General features: G+C 49.4%; 12 protein-coding genes and 1 pseudogene. 7 read left to right on the forward strand and 6 right to left on the reverse strand.

Annotated elements, in window-relative coordinates; translation table 11 throughout:
• Positions 1 to 7 precede the first annotated feature (7 nt).
• The 3 genes from AB432_RS21570 (at position 8) to AB432_RS21580 (ending at position 2,667) form a co-directional block, all read left to right on the forward strand.
• A complete protein-coding gene (locus AB432_RS21570) occupies positions 8 to 826 on the forward strand; it encodes an SPL family radical SAM protein (RefSeq protein WP_048034016.1) in 819 nt (272 codons plus the stop codon).
• 103 nt (positions 827 to 929) lie between these two features.
• Positions 930 to 1,637: a molybdenum cofactor biosynthesis protein gene (locus AB432_RS21575; RefSeq protein ID WP_048034017.1), complete on the forward strand. Its 708-nt coding sequence runs from the start codon at positions 930 to 932 to the stop codon at positions 1,635 to 1,637.
• Positions 1,638 to 1,641: 4 nt separating this feature from the next.
• The gene (locus AB432_RS21580; protein ID WP_048034018.1) at positions 1,642 to 2,667 is read left to right on the forward strand and encodes a ThiF family adenylyltransferase; all 1,026 of its coding nucleotides are present in this window, start codon (positions 1,642 to 1,644) and stop codon (positions 2,665 to 2,667) included.
• 62 nt (positions 2,668 to 2,729) lie between these two features.
• Here AB432_RS21580 and AB432_RS21585 read toward each other — a convergent pair whose 3' ends face one another.
• The 3 genes and pseudogenes from AB432_RS21585 to AB432_RS21595 all read right to left on the reverse strand — a co-directional run bounded on the left by AB432_RS21585 (position 2,730) and on the right by AB432_RS21595 (position 6,219).
• Positions 2,730 to 3,788 (reverse strand): sensor histidine kinase, encoded by a 1,059-nt coding sequence (locus tag AB432_RS21585; RefSeq protein ID WP_048034019.1) that lies wholly within the window; start codon positions 3,786 to 3,788, stop codon positions 2,730 to 2,732.
• Positions 3,785 to 4,446: pseudogene (locus tag AB432_RS21590) on the reverse strand (response regulator transcription factor). Before AB432_RS21590 ends, AB432_RS21585 begins: the two are co-directional and overlap by 4 nt.
• Positions 4,447 to 4,461: 15 nt before the next feature.
• On the reverse strand, positions 4,462 to 6,219 hold the full coding sequence (locus AB432_RS21595) for an ABC transporter ATP-binding protein (RefSeq protein WP_048034020.1): 1,758 nt from the start codon (positions 6,217 to 6,219) through the stop codon (positions 4,462 to 4,464).
• Between the two features lie 287 nt (positions 6,220 to 6,506).
• On the opposite strand from AB432_RS21595, the gene acnA reads away from it, so the two are divergent.
• The 4 genes from acnA (at position 6,507) to AB432_RS21615 (ending at position 12,703) form a co-directional block, all read left to right on the forward strand.
• Positions 6,507 to 9,236, forward strand: a complete 2,730-nt coding sequence (gene acnA / locus AB432_RS21600) for an aconitate hydratase AcnA (protein ID WP_048034021.1) — start codon at positions 6,507 to 6,509, stop codon at positions 9,234 to 9,236.
• Positions 9,237 to 9,484: 248 nt separating this feature from the next.
• Positions 9,485 to 10,669 carry an alanine racemase gene (gene alr, locus AB432_RS21605; RefSeq protein ID WP_048034022.1) on the forward strand — a complete coding sequence of 395 codons (1,185 nt, stop codon included), beginning with the start codon at positions 9,485 to 9,487 and terminating at the stop codon, positions 10,667 to 10,669.
• An 81-nt stretch (positions 10,670 to 10,750) separates the two neighbouring features.
• A complete protein-coding gene (locus AB432_RS21610; protein ID WP_048035912.1) occupies positions 10,751 to 12,343 on the forward strand; it encodes an alkaline phosphatase family protein in 1,593 nt (530 codons plus the stop codon).
• Positions 12,344 to 12,379: 36 nt separating this feature from the next.
• Positions 12,380 to 12,703 carry a DUF3892 domain-containing protein gene (locus AB432_RS21615; protein ID WP_048034023.1) on the forward strand — a complete coding sequence of 108 codons (324 nt, stop codon included), beginning with the start codon at positions 12,380 to 12,382 and terminating at the stop codon, positions 12,701 to 12,703.
• A 60-nt stretch (positions 12,704 to 12,763) separates the two neighbouring features.
• On the opposite strand, the gene uvrA is transcribed toward AB432_RS21615, so the two are convergent.
• From uvrA to AB432_RS21630, 3 genes are all read right to left on the reverse strand, one after another.
• Positions 12,764 to 15,205, reverse strand: coding sequence for an excinuclease ABC subunit UvrA (gene uvrA, locus AB432_RS21620; RefSeq protein WP_048034024.1), 2,442 nt, complete (start codon positions 15,203 to 15,205; stop codon positions 12,764 to 12,766).
• A gap of 301 nt (positions 15,206 to 15,506) precedes the next feature.
• On the reverse strand, positions 15,507 to 16,010 hold the full coding sequence (locus AB432_RS21625) for a DUF4188 domain-containing protein (RefSeq protein WP_048034025.1): 504 nt from the start codon (positions 16,008 to 16,010) through the stop codon (positions 15,507 to 15,509).
• Positions 16,011 to 16,019: 9 nt separating this feature from the next.
• Positions 16,020 to 16,652 (reverse strand): TetR/AcrR family transcriptional regulator, encoded by a 633-nt coding sequence (locus AB432_RS21630; RefSeq protein WP_048034026.1) that lies wholly within the window; start codon positions 16,650 to 16,652, stop codon positions 16,020 to 16,022.
• Positions 16,653 to 16,746: the final 94 nt, after the last annotated feature.

Consider the following 16,746-nt stretch of genomic DNA (forward strand, 5'->3'; position numbering starts at 1 on the left):
GCCCAATATGAAAAGCATCCTTTCCTATAAAATGCCGAAAACCCTCCTCAATAAAGGAAGCGGATTTCTTGCGGATTACACCCATTCACTCAATCCGTATACGGGCTGTTCTTTCGCCTGCTCCTATTGCTATGTTCGGCAAATGCCTGTCTCTTTGTTTCGCAACGAGCAATGGGGCACGTGGGTTGACATTAAGCAGCAAGCTGCCGACTTATTGCGCAAGGAGCTAATGCGGGCAAAGAAAAAAGGAAAGGTGACCATCTTCATGTCTTCGAGTACAGACCCTTATCAGCCCGTCGAACAAACGGAAAAGGTAACGAGGTCTTTACTCGAAGTCATGGTAGAGAATCCACCCGATTTTTTGCTGGTGCAGACGAGAAGCCCCTTGGTTTGGCGGGATGCCGATTTGTTGCTCCTGCTGGGGGATCGCGTCCGCGTCAGCATGACTGTCGAGACCGATTTGGAGGAGATTCGCAGGCACTTTAGCCCACAGGCTCCCCCCATTCAAGCGAGACTCAAAACACTCCAGCGTTTGGCGGAAGCAGGCATCCCTACACAAGCAACAATTGCCCCTGTTTTACCTAGCAGTGAGTCATTCCCGGAGATTTTGCGCCCCTTGGTCACACGTGTCTGTGTCGACGATTTTTATATGGGAGATGGCAGCGGCGGTAACCGAACGAAAAGAAACGGCATACCCGCACTCTATGAAGAGCTTGGACTGGAACAATGGTATGATCCTTCCGCCTATCGAATCGTCTATGATCGGCTAGTACGTATTTTCCCCCCGGATCAGATCTATTTGAGTCAGGAAGGCTTCGCCCCTTAGAAGTAACCGCTGATTGTAACACCCCATTCATTGGCAACTTTGATCGGTTTATGATATCGTCTAGCCTAGAGAGTAGTATCATCCAGGGAAATGAGGAATTATCTTGACCATTACGATCTTGTTATTTGCCGGACTCGCTGAACGTGCGAATGCCCGGGAAGTACAGTTGACCCTATCTGAAGGCGCGACCGTTAGCGATCTTCTGCAAGCAGTGGAAAAAGAATATCCTGCGCTCTCTGCGCTTTTAGGCAGTTGCTTTGTCTCCATCAATCATGAATATGCAGTGAAAAATCAGATCATTTCAGCCGAAGACGAGATTGCCCTCTTACCTCCTGTAAGCGGCGGAGAAGAAGACCCGCGCTTTGCCATTACCGAGGAGCCAATTTCTGCGGACAAGCTCGTTCGTCTGGTGAGCAACCCGCATGCAGGCGCAATCCTTACTTTTGTCGGAACTGTTCGGGAATTTACCCATGGTCAGCGCACCGTGTATTTGTCCTATGAAGCTTATGCCCCTATGGCTGTTGAAAAAATGAAGCAGGTCGCAGCAGAGATCGAGGAACGCTGGCCGGGAGCGCAAGTCGCGATGCACCATCGTATCGGTCATTTGGCTGTGGAAGAGATTGCGGTTGTTTGTGCCGTTGCAACAGCGCATCGCAATGAATCATTTGAAGCAGGCCGTTATGCCATCGAGCGACTTAAACAGATCGTCCCCATTTGGAAAAAAGAAATGTGGGAAGATGGCAGCGAATGGAAGGGACATCAGCAAGGACCATGGAATCCGCTTGCGATGCCAGAAGGAAAGGTGGAGTAACGCCTTGGATACTCGCTATTCCCGTCAGATATTGTTTCATCCAATCGGGCGCAGTGGACAAGAAAAGCTCGGGCAAAGCCGTGTAGCGATCATCGGCATGGGAGCGCTCGGAACCGTTCTTTCCAATCATATGGTCCGTGCTGGAGTAGGTTTTGTCCGCATCATTGACCGCGACTTCGTCGAGCCGAGCAACTTACAGCGTCAAATGCTCTACGACGAATCCGATGCAGCCGAACATTTGCCAAAAGCAATCGCCGCTCACGCCAAGCTGACAAAGATCAACTCAGCCGTCACCATCGATCCGATTGTTGCAGACCTCACCGCTTACAATGCGGAGGAATTGCTGGCAGATGTCGATCTTGTTCTGGATGCGACGGATAATTTTCAGGTGAGATATCTCGTGAACGATGTTTGCGTTAAACATAGCATCCCGTGGGTATACGGTGGCGCCGTGAGTGCGACCGGAACATTTACCGCGATTCGACCGGGGATCACACCTTGCTTGCGCTGTCTTTTCCCTGAAGCGCCAAACCCGGGTGAGATGCCTACGTGTGACACGGCTGGCGTCATCGGACCAATCATTCACATCGTCGCCTCCTATCAGGCAACCGAAGCATTCAAGCTGTTAGTAGGCGCAACGGATGAGCTAAATCCGAATCTGGAGCACTTTGAGATTTGGCATAACCGCCATCAGCAAATCAAGGTGGTCAATGCCCGCCGAGACGACTGTCCGACATGTGGGCACAAGCAATTTTCGTTTTTGCAGCCGGATACCCAGGATGGACAAGCCGTTTCGCTTTGCGGTCGAGACACCGTACAAATCTCGCCCGCCACTGCAATGACACTTGATTTGAATGCATTGGCTGATCGACTTTCCCCTTTGGGACAAATCGAGCAAAACAAGTTTTTACTGCGTTTCCGTGTTGATACGTACACGCTCGTCATTTTCCCGGATGGTCGCGTACTCGTGCAAGGCACAGATGACATCAGCCTGGCACGTTCGCTCCATGCCAAATATATCGGCGCGTAACTGGTTACTCGTCATGAAAAAAGCTGTCCCAGACCGTCAACCCGGACGAAGGGGCAGCTTTTTTATGCTGATTGAACAAATGTAATCGTAATCGTGGTACCTTTCCCGACTTCACTCTCAACGGCGATTGTGGCATGATGCAAATCGATTATTTTTTTCACGATTGCCAGGCCCAGGCCACTACCCGAATTGGCTCGGTTCCGCGATGGGTCCGCCTTGAAAAATCTTTCGAAAATGCGCTCCCGATTTTCTTTGGATATCCCGATTCCCGAGTCGATTATTTTCACGAGCACTTCTCCGTTTACCGTCTCCAGCTTTACGCTAATTTTCCCGCCTGCCTCCGTGAATTTGATGCTGTTACCAAGCAAGTTGGTCCAGACTTGACTCAGCATATCTTCGTCGGCGACGATTTCAACTTTTTCCAAGTCTATGTCCATTTCAATCTCTTTCGCCATCCATTGCGGCTCGCATGCGAGGATGATTGCGCGTAGCTGCGTGTCCAACCGATACGGCTTCCGCTCCAACTCATGCTGGATGCCCTCTAACGCAGTGAGCTTAAGCAGGTTGTCACTGATCTTGGACAACCGTTTGCTTTCCGACTCGATAATCTCCAAGTAACGATGACGCTCTTCTGGGCTTAGTCTTTCATTATGCAGAGCCCGAGCAAACCCGCTGATCGACGTCAAAGGCGATTGAATTTCGTGGGAAACATTGGAGATGAACTCCTGCCGCAGCTTCTCCATTTCATTTAATTGCTCCGCCACGTGGTTAATGCCATCCACCAACTCCCCCCATTCGTGCGCCAGCTTGATATCGAGATTGACCCGAAAATCCCCCATGGCAATCCGTCTGAGCGCATCAATCAATGGTTGAAACCTGCCTCGATGCCTTGGCATGGTGAAAAAAGAAATAATCATGCCTACCCCAATGAACAATATGCAGTTCAAAACAGAATGGACCAACACTTTTACAAAATCATTGGGATGATAGTCCATATAGCCATAAAAGAGCGAGGTAATCGCGTATGCACCCAATCCGCACAAGGCAAAAACAGCACATATGCCCACCACGCCTACGAGTTTCAGCAAAGCATGGGAGTGTTTTTGTCGCCTCATTTTCATACGACAATCTCCAAACGATAACCAAGTCCCCGGACCGTCCGGATCAAAAAGCCGTACATCGCTTCCGGAAAACGTTCCCGCAATCGGTTGATATGCACGTCTACCGTACGCTCATTTCCTTCAAAATCATAGCCCCATATTTGTTCGATCAGCTGCTCGCGGGAAATGGTCTGCCCGGGATAGCTTGCGAGTTTGAACAACAGCTCGAACTCCTTGAGTGGAATGGTCCATGTTTTCGTCCCACTGGCGACTGCAAACGTTTTACGATCAAGTAGCAGCCGCCCTGCTTGAACCTGATGCGAAGCGGCAATCCGGTAACGCTTGAGCAGCGCTTTTACCCGGACGACCAGCTCCTGCGGATCAAACGGCTTCACCAAATAATCATCTGTCCCTAGCTCGAAGCCTTTGATTTTTTGCGACGTCTCACCCTTTGCAGTCAGCATGAGCAAGGGAAAATCATAATACTTGCGAAGCTTTCGACACAGCTCCCAGCCGTCCATGTTCGGCATCATGATGTCAAGAATCACCAGTTGTGCGGCAACCGACTCCAATTTGTCCAGTGCCTCCTGTCCGTCTGCGGCTTCCACTATCGTAAGCCTTCATTGCGCAAGAAGACGCTGACGAGCTCGCGAATATGCGGATCGTCGTCGACTACCATAATCGTGGTCACGTTCTACACCCTCTCTTTTACGAGCAATTGCTGACTAGCCAATTCCCGGTACATTCCATGTGTTTGAAAAAGCTCTTCATGTGTACCCATTCCTGTGATTTTTCCCTTTTCCAAAAAGATGATTTGATCTGCTTCCACCACGGTCGACAACCGATGGGCAATCACGAGGGTGGTGCGTCCCTTCATTAAATTTTGCAACGCCTTCTGGACGATCATCTCGGAATTACTGTCCAAGCTAGAGGTCGCTTCATCCAACATCAAGATTTGCGGGTCCCGAAGCAGTGCTCGGGCAATGCCGATTCGTTGGCGCTGTCCTCCCGATAGCTTCATGCCTCGCTCCCCTACTTCTGTCTCATAGCCATTCGGCAATTCTTCAATAAATTGATCCGCATAGGCCATCTCTGCCGCTTGCTTCAGTTCCTCGTCACTAATCGTCCGTGAAATCCCGTAGCAAATATTTTCTCGGATGGTTCCGGCAATCAATGGACTTTCCTGGGACACGTAGCCGATTTGGCTTCTCCACGACTTCAAGGAAAAATCTGTGATGGGATCATTGCCCAGCCTAATTTCTCCACTCAGTGGCTGGTAATACCTTTCAACCAGGGAAAACAACGTCGTCTTGCCGCTGCCGCTCGGTCCGACAATCGCATTTACTTTTCCGGCCCCTATTGTAAAGCTGACATCATCGAGTATCGTTTCCCCGTTCTCATACGCGAAGCCCACATGGTTCAAATGAATGGGCAGGCCTGCATTTTCAAGCGTCCGTCCTGTCAAAAGATCTTCTTCTTCGGCGTCCAGTGTCGCAATGATTCTTTCAGTTGCCCCCATGGCTTTTTGCAAGGAGGTGAAAAACTGTGTGAATTGCCCCAGCGGTATGACAATTTGCACCAGATACAAAATAAATGCGACCAGCTCACCAGCTGTCAATGCTCCCGTGGACACGCGCATGCCACCATAGCCGATCACAACCACGAGCAGCACCATCAGGATAAAGGACATTAACGGTCCAATGACCGCTTGGACTCTTCCTTCTCTCAGCCCGAATCGGAATAGATTCCCGATTGCCTTTGTTCCCATTCCCAGTTCGTGGGTTTCGGCATTGGAAGATTTGACGAGCCGCATCTCTTGGAGCACTTGATTCATAATCGTCGTAAAGCTGGCGGTCTCATCTTGCAGACCTTTCGAAATTTTGTACATTTGACTGCCAAGCGGTATGAGAATCCCGATGCACAGCGGCACAGCAACGAGCATGGTTAACGTCATTTGCCAATCGAGGTAGAGCAAAGTCACCACAGAACCAATGATCGTGATTAATCCTGTGAAAAAGCTGGACAGATGATCACTAATCAGGCTTTTCACGACACCTGTATCGTTGGTCATTCGACTGATCGTCTCACCAGTCCGGTTGCTATCATAATAAGAGATCGGCAGGATGAGCAGCTTTTTCCAGAGTCTTTCACGGAGTGAGGCCACCACACTCTCGCCGACATGATTTAATAAGTAGATGGACAGCCCTCCCGCAATGGCCTGTGCGATAAAGGCAACAATCAAAAGAATGATTTGTGGTGTCGTGATCGTAGATAGGGAAAAGCTGTCCACCAAATCCTTCGTAAACAGCGGAATCACTAAGCTCACCAGCGTGGTGGCGATGCTCATGAACAACGCGACACCGATTTTTAGCTTGGATGGCTTTGTTTCCCTTATTAATCGAAAGAAAGGCCGCCAGTTTCCCCATTTCGCTACACTATTGGTTTGTTCCATTCGTTCATTTCTCCCCTTTTTCCTCCACTCATTCACTTCCAAGTGATAAGATACTGCATGAATGTAAACGAAATATAAACGGGATAATATTGAAGTGCGTGCAATTTTCTTCTTTCTAGTAAGAAGACGTTCGTGATCCAATTTTCTTTACCTATGATTTTTGTATATAAATGATGAATTTGGGGTAGAAGCCGGGAAACAAATCGTATATAATAGGTTCGTAATGAAGAAACGAAACAAAGTTTCATCAGATGAAACTCCAAGTTATTATAGGGAGGTTGTATACATTGGCTAACAAAGATGCTTACAAAGTAAAGTCTTCCCTGCAAGTAGGCGACAAGTCTTTTGCTTACTATCGCCTGCAAGGGTTGGAAGAACAAGGATTGGGCGATGTTTCCAAACTGCCGTTCTCCATTAAAGTTCTGCTCGAGGCTGCTGTCCGTCAGTTCGACGGCCGCGCGATCACGAAAGAACACGTACAACAATTGGCGACCTGGACAAAAGGCCGCGACGAAAACCAAGAAGTACCTCTCATGCCAGCTCGTATCGTTCTTCAAGACTTCACCGGTGTACCGGCTGTAGTTGACTTGGCAGCGATGCGCATTGCGATGAAGCGCGCTGGTGGAGATCCAAAACGAATCAACCCGTTGGTTCCAGTTGACCTCGTTATCGACCACTCCGTCATGGTTGACGATTTCGGTAACGCGTCCGCTCTGGACAACAACATGAAATTGGAATTCGAACGCAACCAAGAGCGCTACCGCTTCCTGCGTTGGGCACAAACTGCGTTTGACAACTTCCGTGCGGTTCCTCCAGCTACTGGTATCGTTCACCAAGTAAACTTGGAGTACCTCGCAACTGTAATCGCTACTCGTGAAGTAGATGGCGAATTGGTTGCTTTCCCTGACTCTCTCGTAGGTACTGACTCCCACACCACTATGATCAACGGTCTTGGTGTTCTTGGATGGGGTGTTGGTGGTATCGAGGCAGAAGCAGGAATGCTCGGCCAACCTCTGTATTTCGTAACCCCAGAAGTAGTTGGTTTCAAACTGACTGGCACACTGAATGCTGGTGCAACTGCAACTGACCTCGCTCTGACTGTTACACAAATGCTGCGTAAAAAAGGCGTTGTAGGTAAATTCGTGGAGTTCTACGGACCAGGCCTGTCCAACATCTCGCTGGCTGACCGCGCTACCGTAGCAAACATGGCACCTGAGTACGGCGCTACAATGGGCTTCTTCCCAGTAGATGCTGAGACACTCAACTACATGCGTCAAACCGGTCGCGAAGAAGACCTCATCTCCTTGGTTGAAACTTACACCAAAGCACAAGGCCTCTTCCGTACTGACGAGACTGTTGACCCAGTATTCTCCGAAACATTGGAACTGGATCTGTCCACTGTCGTACCTAGCTTGGCTGGTCCAAAACGTCCTCAAGACCGCGTAGAACTGACTGCTATGAAGGAATCCTTCAATAACAGCCTCCGTACGCCGATCGACAAAGGCGGATTTGGTCTCTCTGAAGAGAAAATCGCAGCTAGCGCACCAGTTGCTTATGCAAACGGTGAAAAAGCTACGCTGAAAACTGGTTCGGTTGTAATCGCAGCGATCACTTCCTGTACCAATACATCAAATCCTAGCGTAATGCTGGGTGCAGGTATCCTGGCGAAAAAAGCTGTGGAAAAAGGCCTGAAAAAGCCTGCTTTCGTAAAAAGCTCCCTGGCTCCAGGTTCCCGCGTAGTTACACAATACCTGACTGACGCTGGTCTGATCGACTCCTTGGATGCTATCGGATTCAACGTAGTAGGTTATGGTTGCACCACTTGCATCGGTAACTCCGGTCCATTGCCAGAGGAAACCAGCAAAGCTATCGCAGACGAAGATCTGACAGTTGCAGCGGTACTCTCCGGTAACCGTAACTTCGAAGGTCGTATCCATGCACAGGTAAAAGCGAACTACCTCGCTTCTCCTCCATTGGTTATCGCCTATGCACTGGCAGGTACTGTAGATATCGACCTGGCTACAGAGCCAATCGGCACTGGCAAAGACGGTCAACCTGTATTCTTGAAAGACATCTGGCCAACTCCACAAGAGATCGCAGCTGCAATGGACAAAGCGATGAATCCTGCTCTGTTCCGCGCTGAGTACGGCCAAGTGTTCACGCAAAACGAAGCTTGGAATAAAATCGACGTTCCAACTGGCGACCTGTACGAGTGGGATGAAAAATCCACGTACATCCAAGAGCCGCCATTCTTCCAAAACCTGGCTGGAGAAATCGCTAAAATCGCAGACATCAAAGCAGCGAACACCATCGCACTCTTCGGTGATTCTGTGACAACTGACCATATCTCCCCAGCTGGTAACATCTCGCCAACTAGCCCAGCAGGTCTGTATCTGCAAGCAAACGGCGTAGAACGCAAAGACTTCAACTCCTACGGTGCTCGTCGTGGTAGCCACGATGTAATGATGCGCGGTACATTTGCAAACATCCGTATCCGCAACCAAGTAGCTCCTGGAACTGAAGGTGGCGTAACCAAATACTTGCCAACTGACGAAGTAATGTCCATCTACGATGCTTCCATGAAGTATCAAGCAGACGGTACTCCACTCGTTGTACTGGCTGGTAAAGAGTACGGTACTGGTTCTTCCCGTGACTGGGCAGCAAAAGGTACATTCCTCTTGGGTATCAAAGCGGTTATCGCTGAGAGCTTCGAGCGTATCCACCGTGCTAACCTGGTTGGTATGGGCGTTCTGCCTCTGCAATTCGCTGGTGACCAAAGCTGGAAGTCCCTTGGCATCGACGGTACTGAGTCCTTCAACATTGTGGGCCTCTCCGATGATGTTCAACCTGGCCAACGCGTAAAAGTAGAAGCGACGAAGAAAGACGGCAGCACTTTCGAATTCGAAGTAATCGTGCGCCTCGATTCCATGGTAGACGTAGACTACTACCGCAATGGTGGTATCCTGCAAACGGTTCTGCGTCAATTGCTGGATGAAGGTAAACCAGTAACTGCGTAAGCAAACGAATAAAAAATAAGTTCGTATCAGCACCCACCCAACGAAAAGAGCAGACTCCGAGTATTCGGCAGTCTGCTCTTTTTTTACGTTTCCAGCCAGACGCATGATTGTCGTTGTGGTTGTCGTTTGCAGGATCAGCGATGGCCTGCTTTTTGTTTTCTCTTCCTGATGGGCCACGCTTAAGTGGGAGATGCGGTGAATACGCATGGAAGAGGGAAGTGTTTCCCAGAAAAAGGGAGGAATTCGTGATGAAACAGTTGTTTCGCGAAACCTGGATTGAGGTAAATCTCGATGCCATCAAGAAAAACATTCGGGCGATACGCCAGCATATTCCTGAACAGACGAAAATCATGGCGGTTGTAAAAGCGAATGCCTATGGACATGGTTCTGTCGGAGTAGCACGCCATGCCCTCGAGTACGGGGCTACTTCCCTCGCAGTCGCCATCCTGGAAGAAGGCATCGTCTTACGAAAGGCGGGCATTGTAGCACCTATACTCGTGCTGGGATTCACTCCCCTTTCACGTATCAAAGAGGCGGTCGCCTGGAATATTGAGCTGTCCGCGTTTCAGGCCGATTGGATCAAAAAAGCAGATAAAATTGTCAAATCAACGGCTTTCTCCAATCGTCTAAATATCCATATCAATGTAGACACCGGCATGGGCCGATTGGGCGTACGAACAAAATCTGGGTTGCTTTCAGTCGTAAAAGCGTTAACGTCAAGCTCTTCCCTTGCATGGACCGGAATCTTCACTCATTTTTCCACTGCGGATGAGCCTGATCAGAGATTGACCAAAGCGCAACACGAGTTATTTGTTCAGTATCTTCGCTATCTGAAGGAAAAAGGGTTCGAGCTTCCGACTGTACACATGTGCAACACCGCTGCTACCATTGCTTTTCCCGAATTCAGTGCCGATATGATCCGCCTCGGAATCGGCATGTACGGGCTGTATCCATCCGCTTATATCCGACAACTCAATCGTGTGAAGCTCGTTCCGGCTCTCAGCTTGAAATCGCGCTTCTCCTATGTAAAGACAATGCTGACGCCACCGTTTACCATCAGTTATGGTGCTACATACATAGCAAAGCGCGGAGAGGTCATCGGGACGATTCCAATCGGTTATGCCGACGGTTATTCGCGCGCACTCTCTAACCGTGGATTCGTCCTCTATCGAAGCAGACGGTTGCCGATCGCGGGGCGAGTGACGATGGATCAGATGATGGTCAGCTTGGGAGAAGGCGGGAATGGAAAGCAAGGCGATGAGGTCGTGATTTACGGAAAGCAAGGAAACCTCGAGATTCCTGTCGATGAGATTGCCGAAATGCTCGGGACGATCAACTATGAAGTCGTTGCCACCCTCAGTAATCGCATCCCTCGCTTGTTTTTGGAAAAAGGGGTCGTTGTAGAGATCTCTCATCTGTTGCCGGAAGGTTAAATGGGGCAGGCTTGGAGAATAATTTTTCCGCGAAAACAAAAAATAAGGAAAACCAAATTCGCAAAAAAAAGGAATGGAAACATGAAGTTGCGATTCACATACACCATCCTTCTCCTGTTGGCGCTGAGTCTGACTGTGATCAGCTGCAAGCCAGACTCAGCTTCCCAAATTCGTCCGCATAGCCTTAAGACTCAACCCTTAGCTGAGAGAAATGAATCACAAAAGCCTGTCCTGCTCATTCTCATTGATTCGTTAATGGACAAACCACTGCAAGAAGCAATCCGGCAAGGCCGAGCTCCCGCTTTGGGTTATTTGCTTGCAAACGGGCGCTATTACCCGCAAGTTGTGAGCTCATTTCCCACCATGTCGGTAACCATCGACAGCACCCTCCTTACAGGGACGTATGCCAATGAGCATCATGTACCGGGATTATCCTGGTTCAGCAACAAGGAAAAGCGGATGATTTATTACGGGTATGGTCCCAAAGAGGGGCTCAAGATCGATCAGCCACAAGTGCTGCTAGATATCCTTCATCAATTAAACCTAGCCCAGCTCAATCCGCATACGAAAACCATCCATGAAGAATTGGCGGAAAAAGGCAAGGATACCGCCTCCATCAATGCGATTCTATGGCGAGGAAAAACGCCGCACTCCTTACAAATCCCCCGTCTCATTGATTTCGGCACACGTTTGCCGAGCGAGATAAATGTGACCGGACCCAAACTGATGTCGTATGCGGCATTTGCCCAGCTTGATCCGAATCAAAAGAGTGAAAAGCGCATTTGGCGAAAATACGGGATGAATGATGAGTTTTCCGCGCAGGAGGCTGCCTATCTCATCGCCCACAAGAAGCTCCCCCCTCTAACCATCACCTACTTGCCGGAAAATGATATGGAAGTACATAAGAAAGGACCCGCTACGATCGAAGGGATTGAAAAAGCGGATAAGGCACTTCAAGGCGTACTCGATGCATTTGGCTCGTGGGATAAGGCAATCAAAGAAGCGCGGTGGATCGTCATGGGGGACAGTGGCCAGAGCGCTGTTCTGGATGATCGCAAGGCCGCTACCATTGACTTGCGCAGCTTATTGACCGACTATCAAATAGCCAAAATCAGTAAGCCTGTCACCCCTGCTGACCAAGTCGTGATTTCGACCAACGAACGAATGGCCTATATTTATGCCTTAGACTCGCGTATTCCGTTATCCGATATTGTAAAACGCTTGCAACGTGAACCTAAGCTGGACATCATTGCGCGTAAGGAAGACGAAAAGATTGTCGTAACAGCAGGCAAAATCAGCCGACAGTTTTCCTACCAGCCAAACGGTGCCTATACTGATCCATATGGTCAAACATGGACCTTCAATGGTGATCCGCGTCTGCTCGATATGACCATCAAGAACAACCGGATCACGTATGGGAAATACCCGGACGTTTTGGCGAGGCTCTACGGTGCGCTGAATTCGCATGAAGGCAGATATGTGGTCGTTACTGTTCGGCCTGGGCATGAGCTCATTACGGAAAGTTCTCCAACCCATATCGGCGGAGCGGCACACGGTTCCTTGCACGAGGTGGACTCACTCGTTCCACTGGTAGTAACCGGGACCACCACGGGGCCGAAAACTTTGCGTATCGTTGACTTGAAAGACTGGCTGCTGCGCCTGACAACCGAATGAGTGAGGCAACTATTTACTGATGAGGAGGAATGATGCATGGATCAACGGAGCTTTGAACAAATTTATGAAGACTACAAAAATGCTGGAGAACAACAGGCGATCCAGGAAAACGATGATAACAGTCCACTGACGAATACAGGAAAAGAGCAAATCGTGGCCGTCAGAAAAAACGACGATGGAGACTTGATCGCCTTTAAAACAGACTCCGGTCGTGAGCTCGACTATATCACTGCACTCAACGACGCAAAGGCTGGCAAGCTGGCTCATGTAGACGTGTTTCATAAGTATGGGAGAGACATTCTGCGGAGTGAGCCAGACGGGATCAAGGAAAACAATTTGGATCGTCTTCCTGACTTTTGACGGCAAAAAGGTCGCCCACAGCAGAAACGGGGCGACCTTTTTGTATCGACGCGTATTGGATTAGTGGATAAACTTTCCGGTAATCGATTCTCTCGTAGCAGCTACTTCTTTTGGCGTTCCACTCGCAACCACGTTCCCTCCAGAGGTCCCCCCTCCTGGTCCCATATCAATCACCCAATCAGAAGCAGCGATCAGTTCTGTGTTGTGCTCGACCATAATCACGGTATTTCCAGCGTCGACCAATTTGCTCAAGAGTACATGGAGCTTCTCGACGTCAATCGGATGCAATCCTGTCGATGGCTCATCCAGTAGATACAGCGTATGCCCTGTCGAAGATGCACTCAGTTCCCTAGCCAGCTTCAACCGTTGTCCTTCACCACCAGACAAGGTCGTCACGGACTGTCCCCATTGCAAGTAGCCGAGCCCTACTTCACACAGCAGGATCAGCAATTGCCTCATCTTCTTTTGCTCGTTGAACAGGGAGAGGCTCTCCTCCATACTAAGCATCAAGATATCGGAAATGGTATAGCCTTGGTACGTTACCTCCAAGACCTCTGGACGAAATCGTTTTCCGCGGCAATCCGGGCAGACGACCTGCAAGTTGGATAGAAAATGCATGTCCACTTCCACTCGCCCTAGTCCCTCGCAGCGCTCACATCTTCCGCCCGGCGTATTGAATGAAAAGTGCTTGGCATCCAAACCACGCTTTTTGGCTGCTGGCAAGGCAGCGTATATTTTCCGCAACAGCGTATACAAGTCGACGTACGTGGAGACATTGGAGCGTTGCATGCGTGATAGCGGCGACTGATCCACTGTAATGACGCTTTGAATGGCTTCGAGTCCCGTAATCGCACGGCATCCTGCTGCTTTTCCGGTGCGCTTCTCGGCAGCCGCTGCCAGCAAATCGTAGACGAGTGTCGACTTACCCGAGCCAGAGACACCTGAGACTGCTACCAGCCTTCCCAGTGGGAACGATACCGTCACATCGCGCAAATTGTGCAACGTTGCCCCTTCAATCGTGATCCACTCACCTGTTCCGTTGCGCTCTTTGGACGACAGTACTCTCTGTTCTTTCAAGTAGCGGCCTGTGACAGAATGCGGTTGGTTCAGCAATTCTTTCAGCGAACCTTGCCCGACGATTTCGCCGCCAAAACGTCCTGCTCCTGGCCCCACATCAATCACGTGATCCGCTTCTTGAATGACTCGTTGGTCATGCTCGATGAGCAGCACCGTGTTGCCCAAATCACGCAGCTCCTTCATGACCTTCACGAGTCCATCCGTGTCCTTTGGATGTAGACCTGAGGTTGGTTCATCCAGCAAATAAAGAACGCCAGTCAAGCCAGAGCCGAGAATGGAAGCGAGCCGCAATCGCTGTGCTTCACCGCCAGAAAGGGAGATGGCCTGTCGATCGAGGGTCAAGTAGCCCAGCCCCACATGGATGACGCGCCTGATCTTGATGAGCAAATCATGTAGAACAGCCTCCAAAATCGAGTCTCCTTCACGGGCAGCTCGTACATGCACACTCTCCACCCAGTCCCCCAGCTCCTCCAACGAGCTCTTCGATAGGCTCGGCAGCGTCCTGCCTTCGACTGTAACGAGCCGACTCTCCTCCTTTAACCTCTCACCATGGCAGTCGTGACAAGGTTGGGTCAGAAAGTAAGCAGCTTCGCCAGATTGTCCATCTTTTTCTCTATATCGTTGCCACATGCCTGTGATGACACCTTTGAACCTTCCCTTTCCTACCGTTTTCGGGGGCTGAACAGAAGGGAAGTGTTTAGAAAACTCCTCGCTCTCCACGCCATATTTGAGCAGATCCCACTGCGCTTCGTTGTACGCGTTCAATGGCAGATTCATCGGCAAGCCGTAGTGTTTTCCTGCCGCCGCAAGCACGCTAGCCTGATATTCATTAATCGCCTCGTACCAAAAAGTAATAGCTCCTTCCCGAATGCTCTTTGTTTCATCAAACACGGCTTCCACATCAATATCGACGACCGTTCCCAATCCACTGCAAGTCGGGCAAGCACCTTGGGGGGTATTAAACGAAAAATCTGCTTTGGTCAGAGGGAGATGGACATAGGCACATACCGGGCACGTGACGTCTTCTGTTTCTCCTCCATTGGCAGGAGGTGCTATTGGTGCGTGACACTTCTGGCATCGTCTCTCCCCCTTCTTTTCATACACTGTCCGCAGATAGGTATACATGTCTGTGACGGTTCCAACTGTCGATCTGGGATTACGGTTGGTCACATGTTGACTGATCGCAATGGAGGGAGACAGTCCTTCGATCGAATCCACACGAGGCTTCGCTAGTGATTCAGATGACATTCCACTGGACTCCATATATTGTCGTTGGCATTCTCGTTGCAGAATATCAAGTGCTAGCGTCGATTTACCCGATCCAGATGGTCCGGTTACCACTACGAGACGATGCTTGGGAATCTCGAGAGAAATGTTTTTCAAGTTGTTTTCTCTTGCTCCCCGAATGCGAATCAAGTCTTTCATGCAAAAAACCTCCTTCATGATTGAAATGTCAGTCCCTTTCAATAACGAAGACTGACCTGCATGATCAACTTTACAACATTCATGCAAGTGCCAAGGTTATTGCAAAAATGCCCCTTTGACTACTGTTAGAAACACGAAGCATTACGTCATGGAGCTTTAATGTTTTTCTCGAACAAAACGGCCCTCTTCTTCCTTAGAGCTTGCAACAGTTGGACGATTGGTCCAATGCTGCATCGCTCTAAAAGGAAGAAAGGGCCGCTAGTTTGCAACAAAAATATAATAGCTTCTGAGGTATCTTCTCTTATTGTGTAGGAGTAGGAACCGCTGGCTCATTCTCACCGCCCAAACGGCGGCGTGCCGTCTCCCTTTTTCCCACTGCCGGTAGATGCTCACCTGCCTTGGCCAATCCCCAGACAGGCATATTTCCGTAAAGACATTCGTATTTTCCCGCATCGACCAAGTACGTCTCGTGAAAAATCCCCACCGTTCCATCCGTTCCAACCGCTTGGTTGAACTTCCTCCACGCGCTCAGATGATTGTGGCTTTTTCTTGAATAATTTTCCAGATGCTCATAGGACCGCCAGTACTGGATTTGAGTGATTTCACGCAGATTAAAATGCGAAGTGTGACCTAACAATCCGAGCTCCGGGTGCTGATACAATTCTCGCATCATGCCTCCCATGGCGTTGGCTACTGGCATCCACTTGTGAACCGCAAGCATACGGTTGATTCGCATCCCGATGATAAATACGACGAAAGGTCCTTCCATTTGTGCTGTAAAACGCCCCGGAACTACTTTTGCCATCCGACTCCCCTACCTTATCAAAGAATTGAGGTGCAGCTCGTAACACGCCATATAATCAGACACATGAAACAAATGTGCCGTCAGATAAGCTCCGTAAAACATCGAGAATAACAGAATTACGGCCTTCTCCTCCGACAGATGAAGGGCAAGCTGACCATCTTCGGCCGCTTCTTGCACGCACTTTTGCAATATTTGATGCAGATTAGTAGCTCTAATCTCTTCTCTCTCCTCTTCCTTGGGGAAGCGCAAATACAATTCAGCATCAGATAAGAGTGGAACACACGGGTGCATTTTTTGCTCGGCTAAAAAGCTGATAAGGCTAAGCATGATTCCTGGTTGCTTCTGGCTATCGCGCGTAACCTTGGCAAAAATATGCCGCACGCCTTCCCAGCCCCTCTTGCCAGTACTCCGCAACTCAACAAAGCACTCTGCTTGCCATATGCTCATGTAATAAATCAAGAGCTCTTCCTTTTGCGGGAAAAATTTAAAGAATGTGACCTTCGACACCTCTGCTCGTTCACAAATGTCATCCACCAGTACATTCCGGAAGCTCCCGTCGCCTATTAGCTCCAGGGCAGCGTCCAGAAGGGCGAATTTGGTTTTTGCTTTCTTTTTCTCGCGTAGTGATAATGCTTCTGCCATCTTGTACTCCTTTTTCCATATTTCTACTTGTGTTTATCATAGTATATAAGTTAACTTAAGTAAAGTTTATTATTTGAGTAAGAAAAAAACAGCT

Source organism: Brevibacillus brevis, assembly GCF_001039275.2.
GTDB classification, from domain to species: Bacteria; Bacillota; Bacilli; order Brevibacillales; family Brevibacillaceae; genus Brevibacillus; species Brevibacillus brevis_C.

Coding starts and splice junctions, on each gene's coding strand:
- AB432_RS21570 (WP_048034016.1), top strand. CDS start 8: ATGAAAAGCATCCTTTCCTATAAAATGCCGAAAACCCTCCTCAATAAA.
- AB432_RS21585 (WP_048034019.1), bottom strand. CDS start 3,788: ATGAAAATGAGGCGACAAAAACACTCCCATGCTTTGCTGAAACTCGTA.
- AB432_RS21595 (WP_048034020.1), bottom strand. CDS start 6,219: ATGGAACAAACCAATAGTGTAGCGAAATGGGGAAACTGGCGGCCTTTC.
- alr (WP_048034022.1), top strand. CDS start 9,485: ATGAAACAGTTGTTTCGCGAAACCTGGATTGAGGTAAATCTCGATGCC.
- AB432_RS21610 (WP_048035912.1), top strand. CDS start 10,751: ATGAAGTTGCGATTCACATACACCATCCTTCTCCTGTTGGCGCTGAGT.
- AB432_RS21615 (WP_048034023.1), top strand. CDS start 12,380: ATGGATCAACGGAGCTTTGAACAAATTTATGAAGACTACAAAAATGCT.
- uvrA (WP_048034024.1), bottom strand. CDS start 15,205: ATGAAAGACTTGATTCGCATTCGGGGAGCAAGAGAAAACAACTTGAAA.
- AB432_RS21625 (WP_048034025.1), bottom strand. CDS start 16,010: ATGGCAAAAGTAGTTCCGGGGCGTTTTACAGCACAAATGGAAGGACCT.
- AB432_RS21630 (WP_048034026.1), bottom strand. CDS start 16,652: ATGGCAGAAGCATTATCACTACGCGAGAAAAAGAAAGCAAAAACCAAA.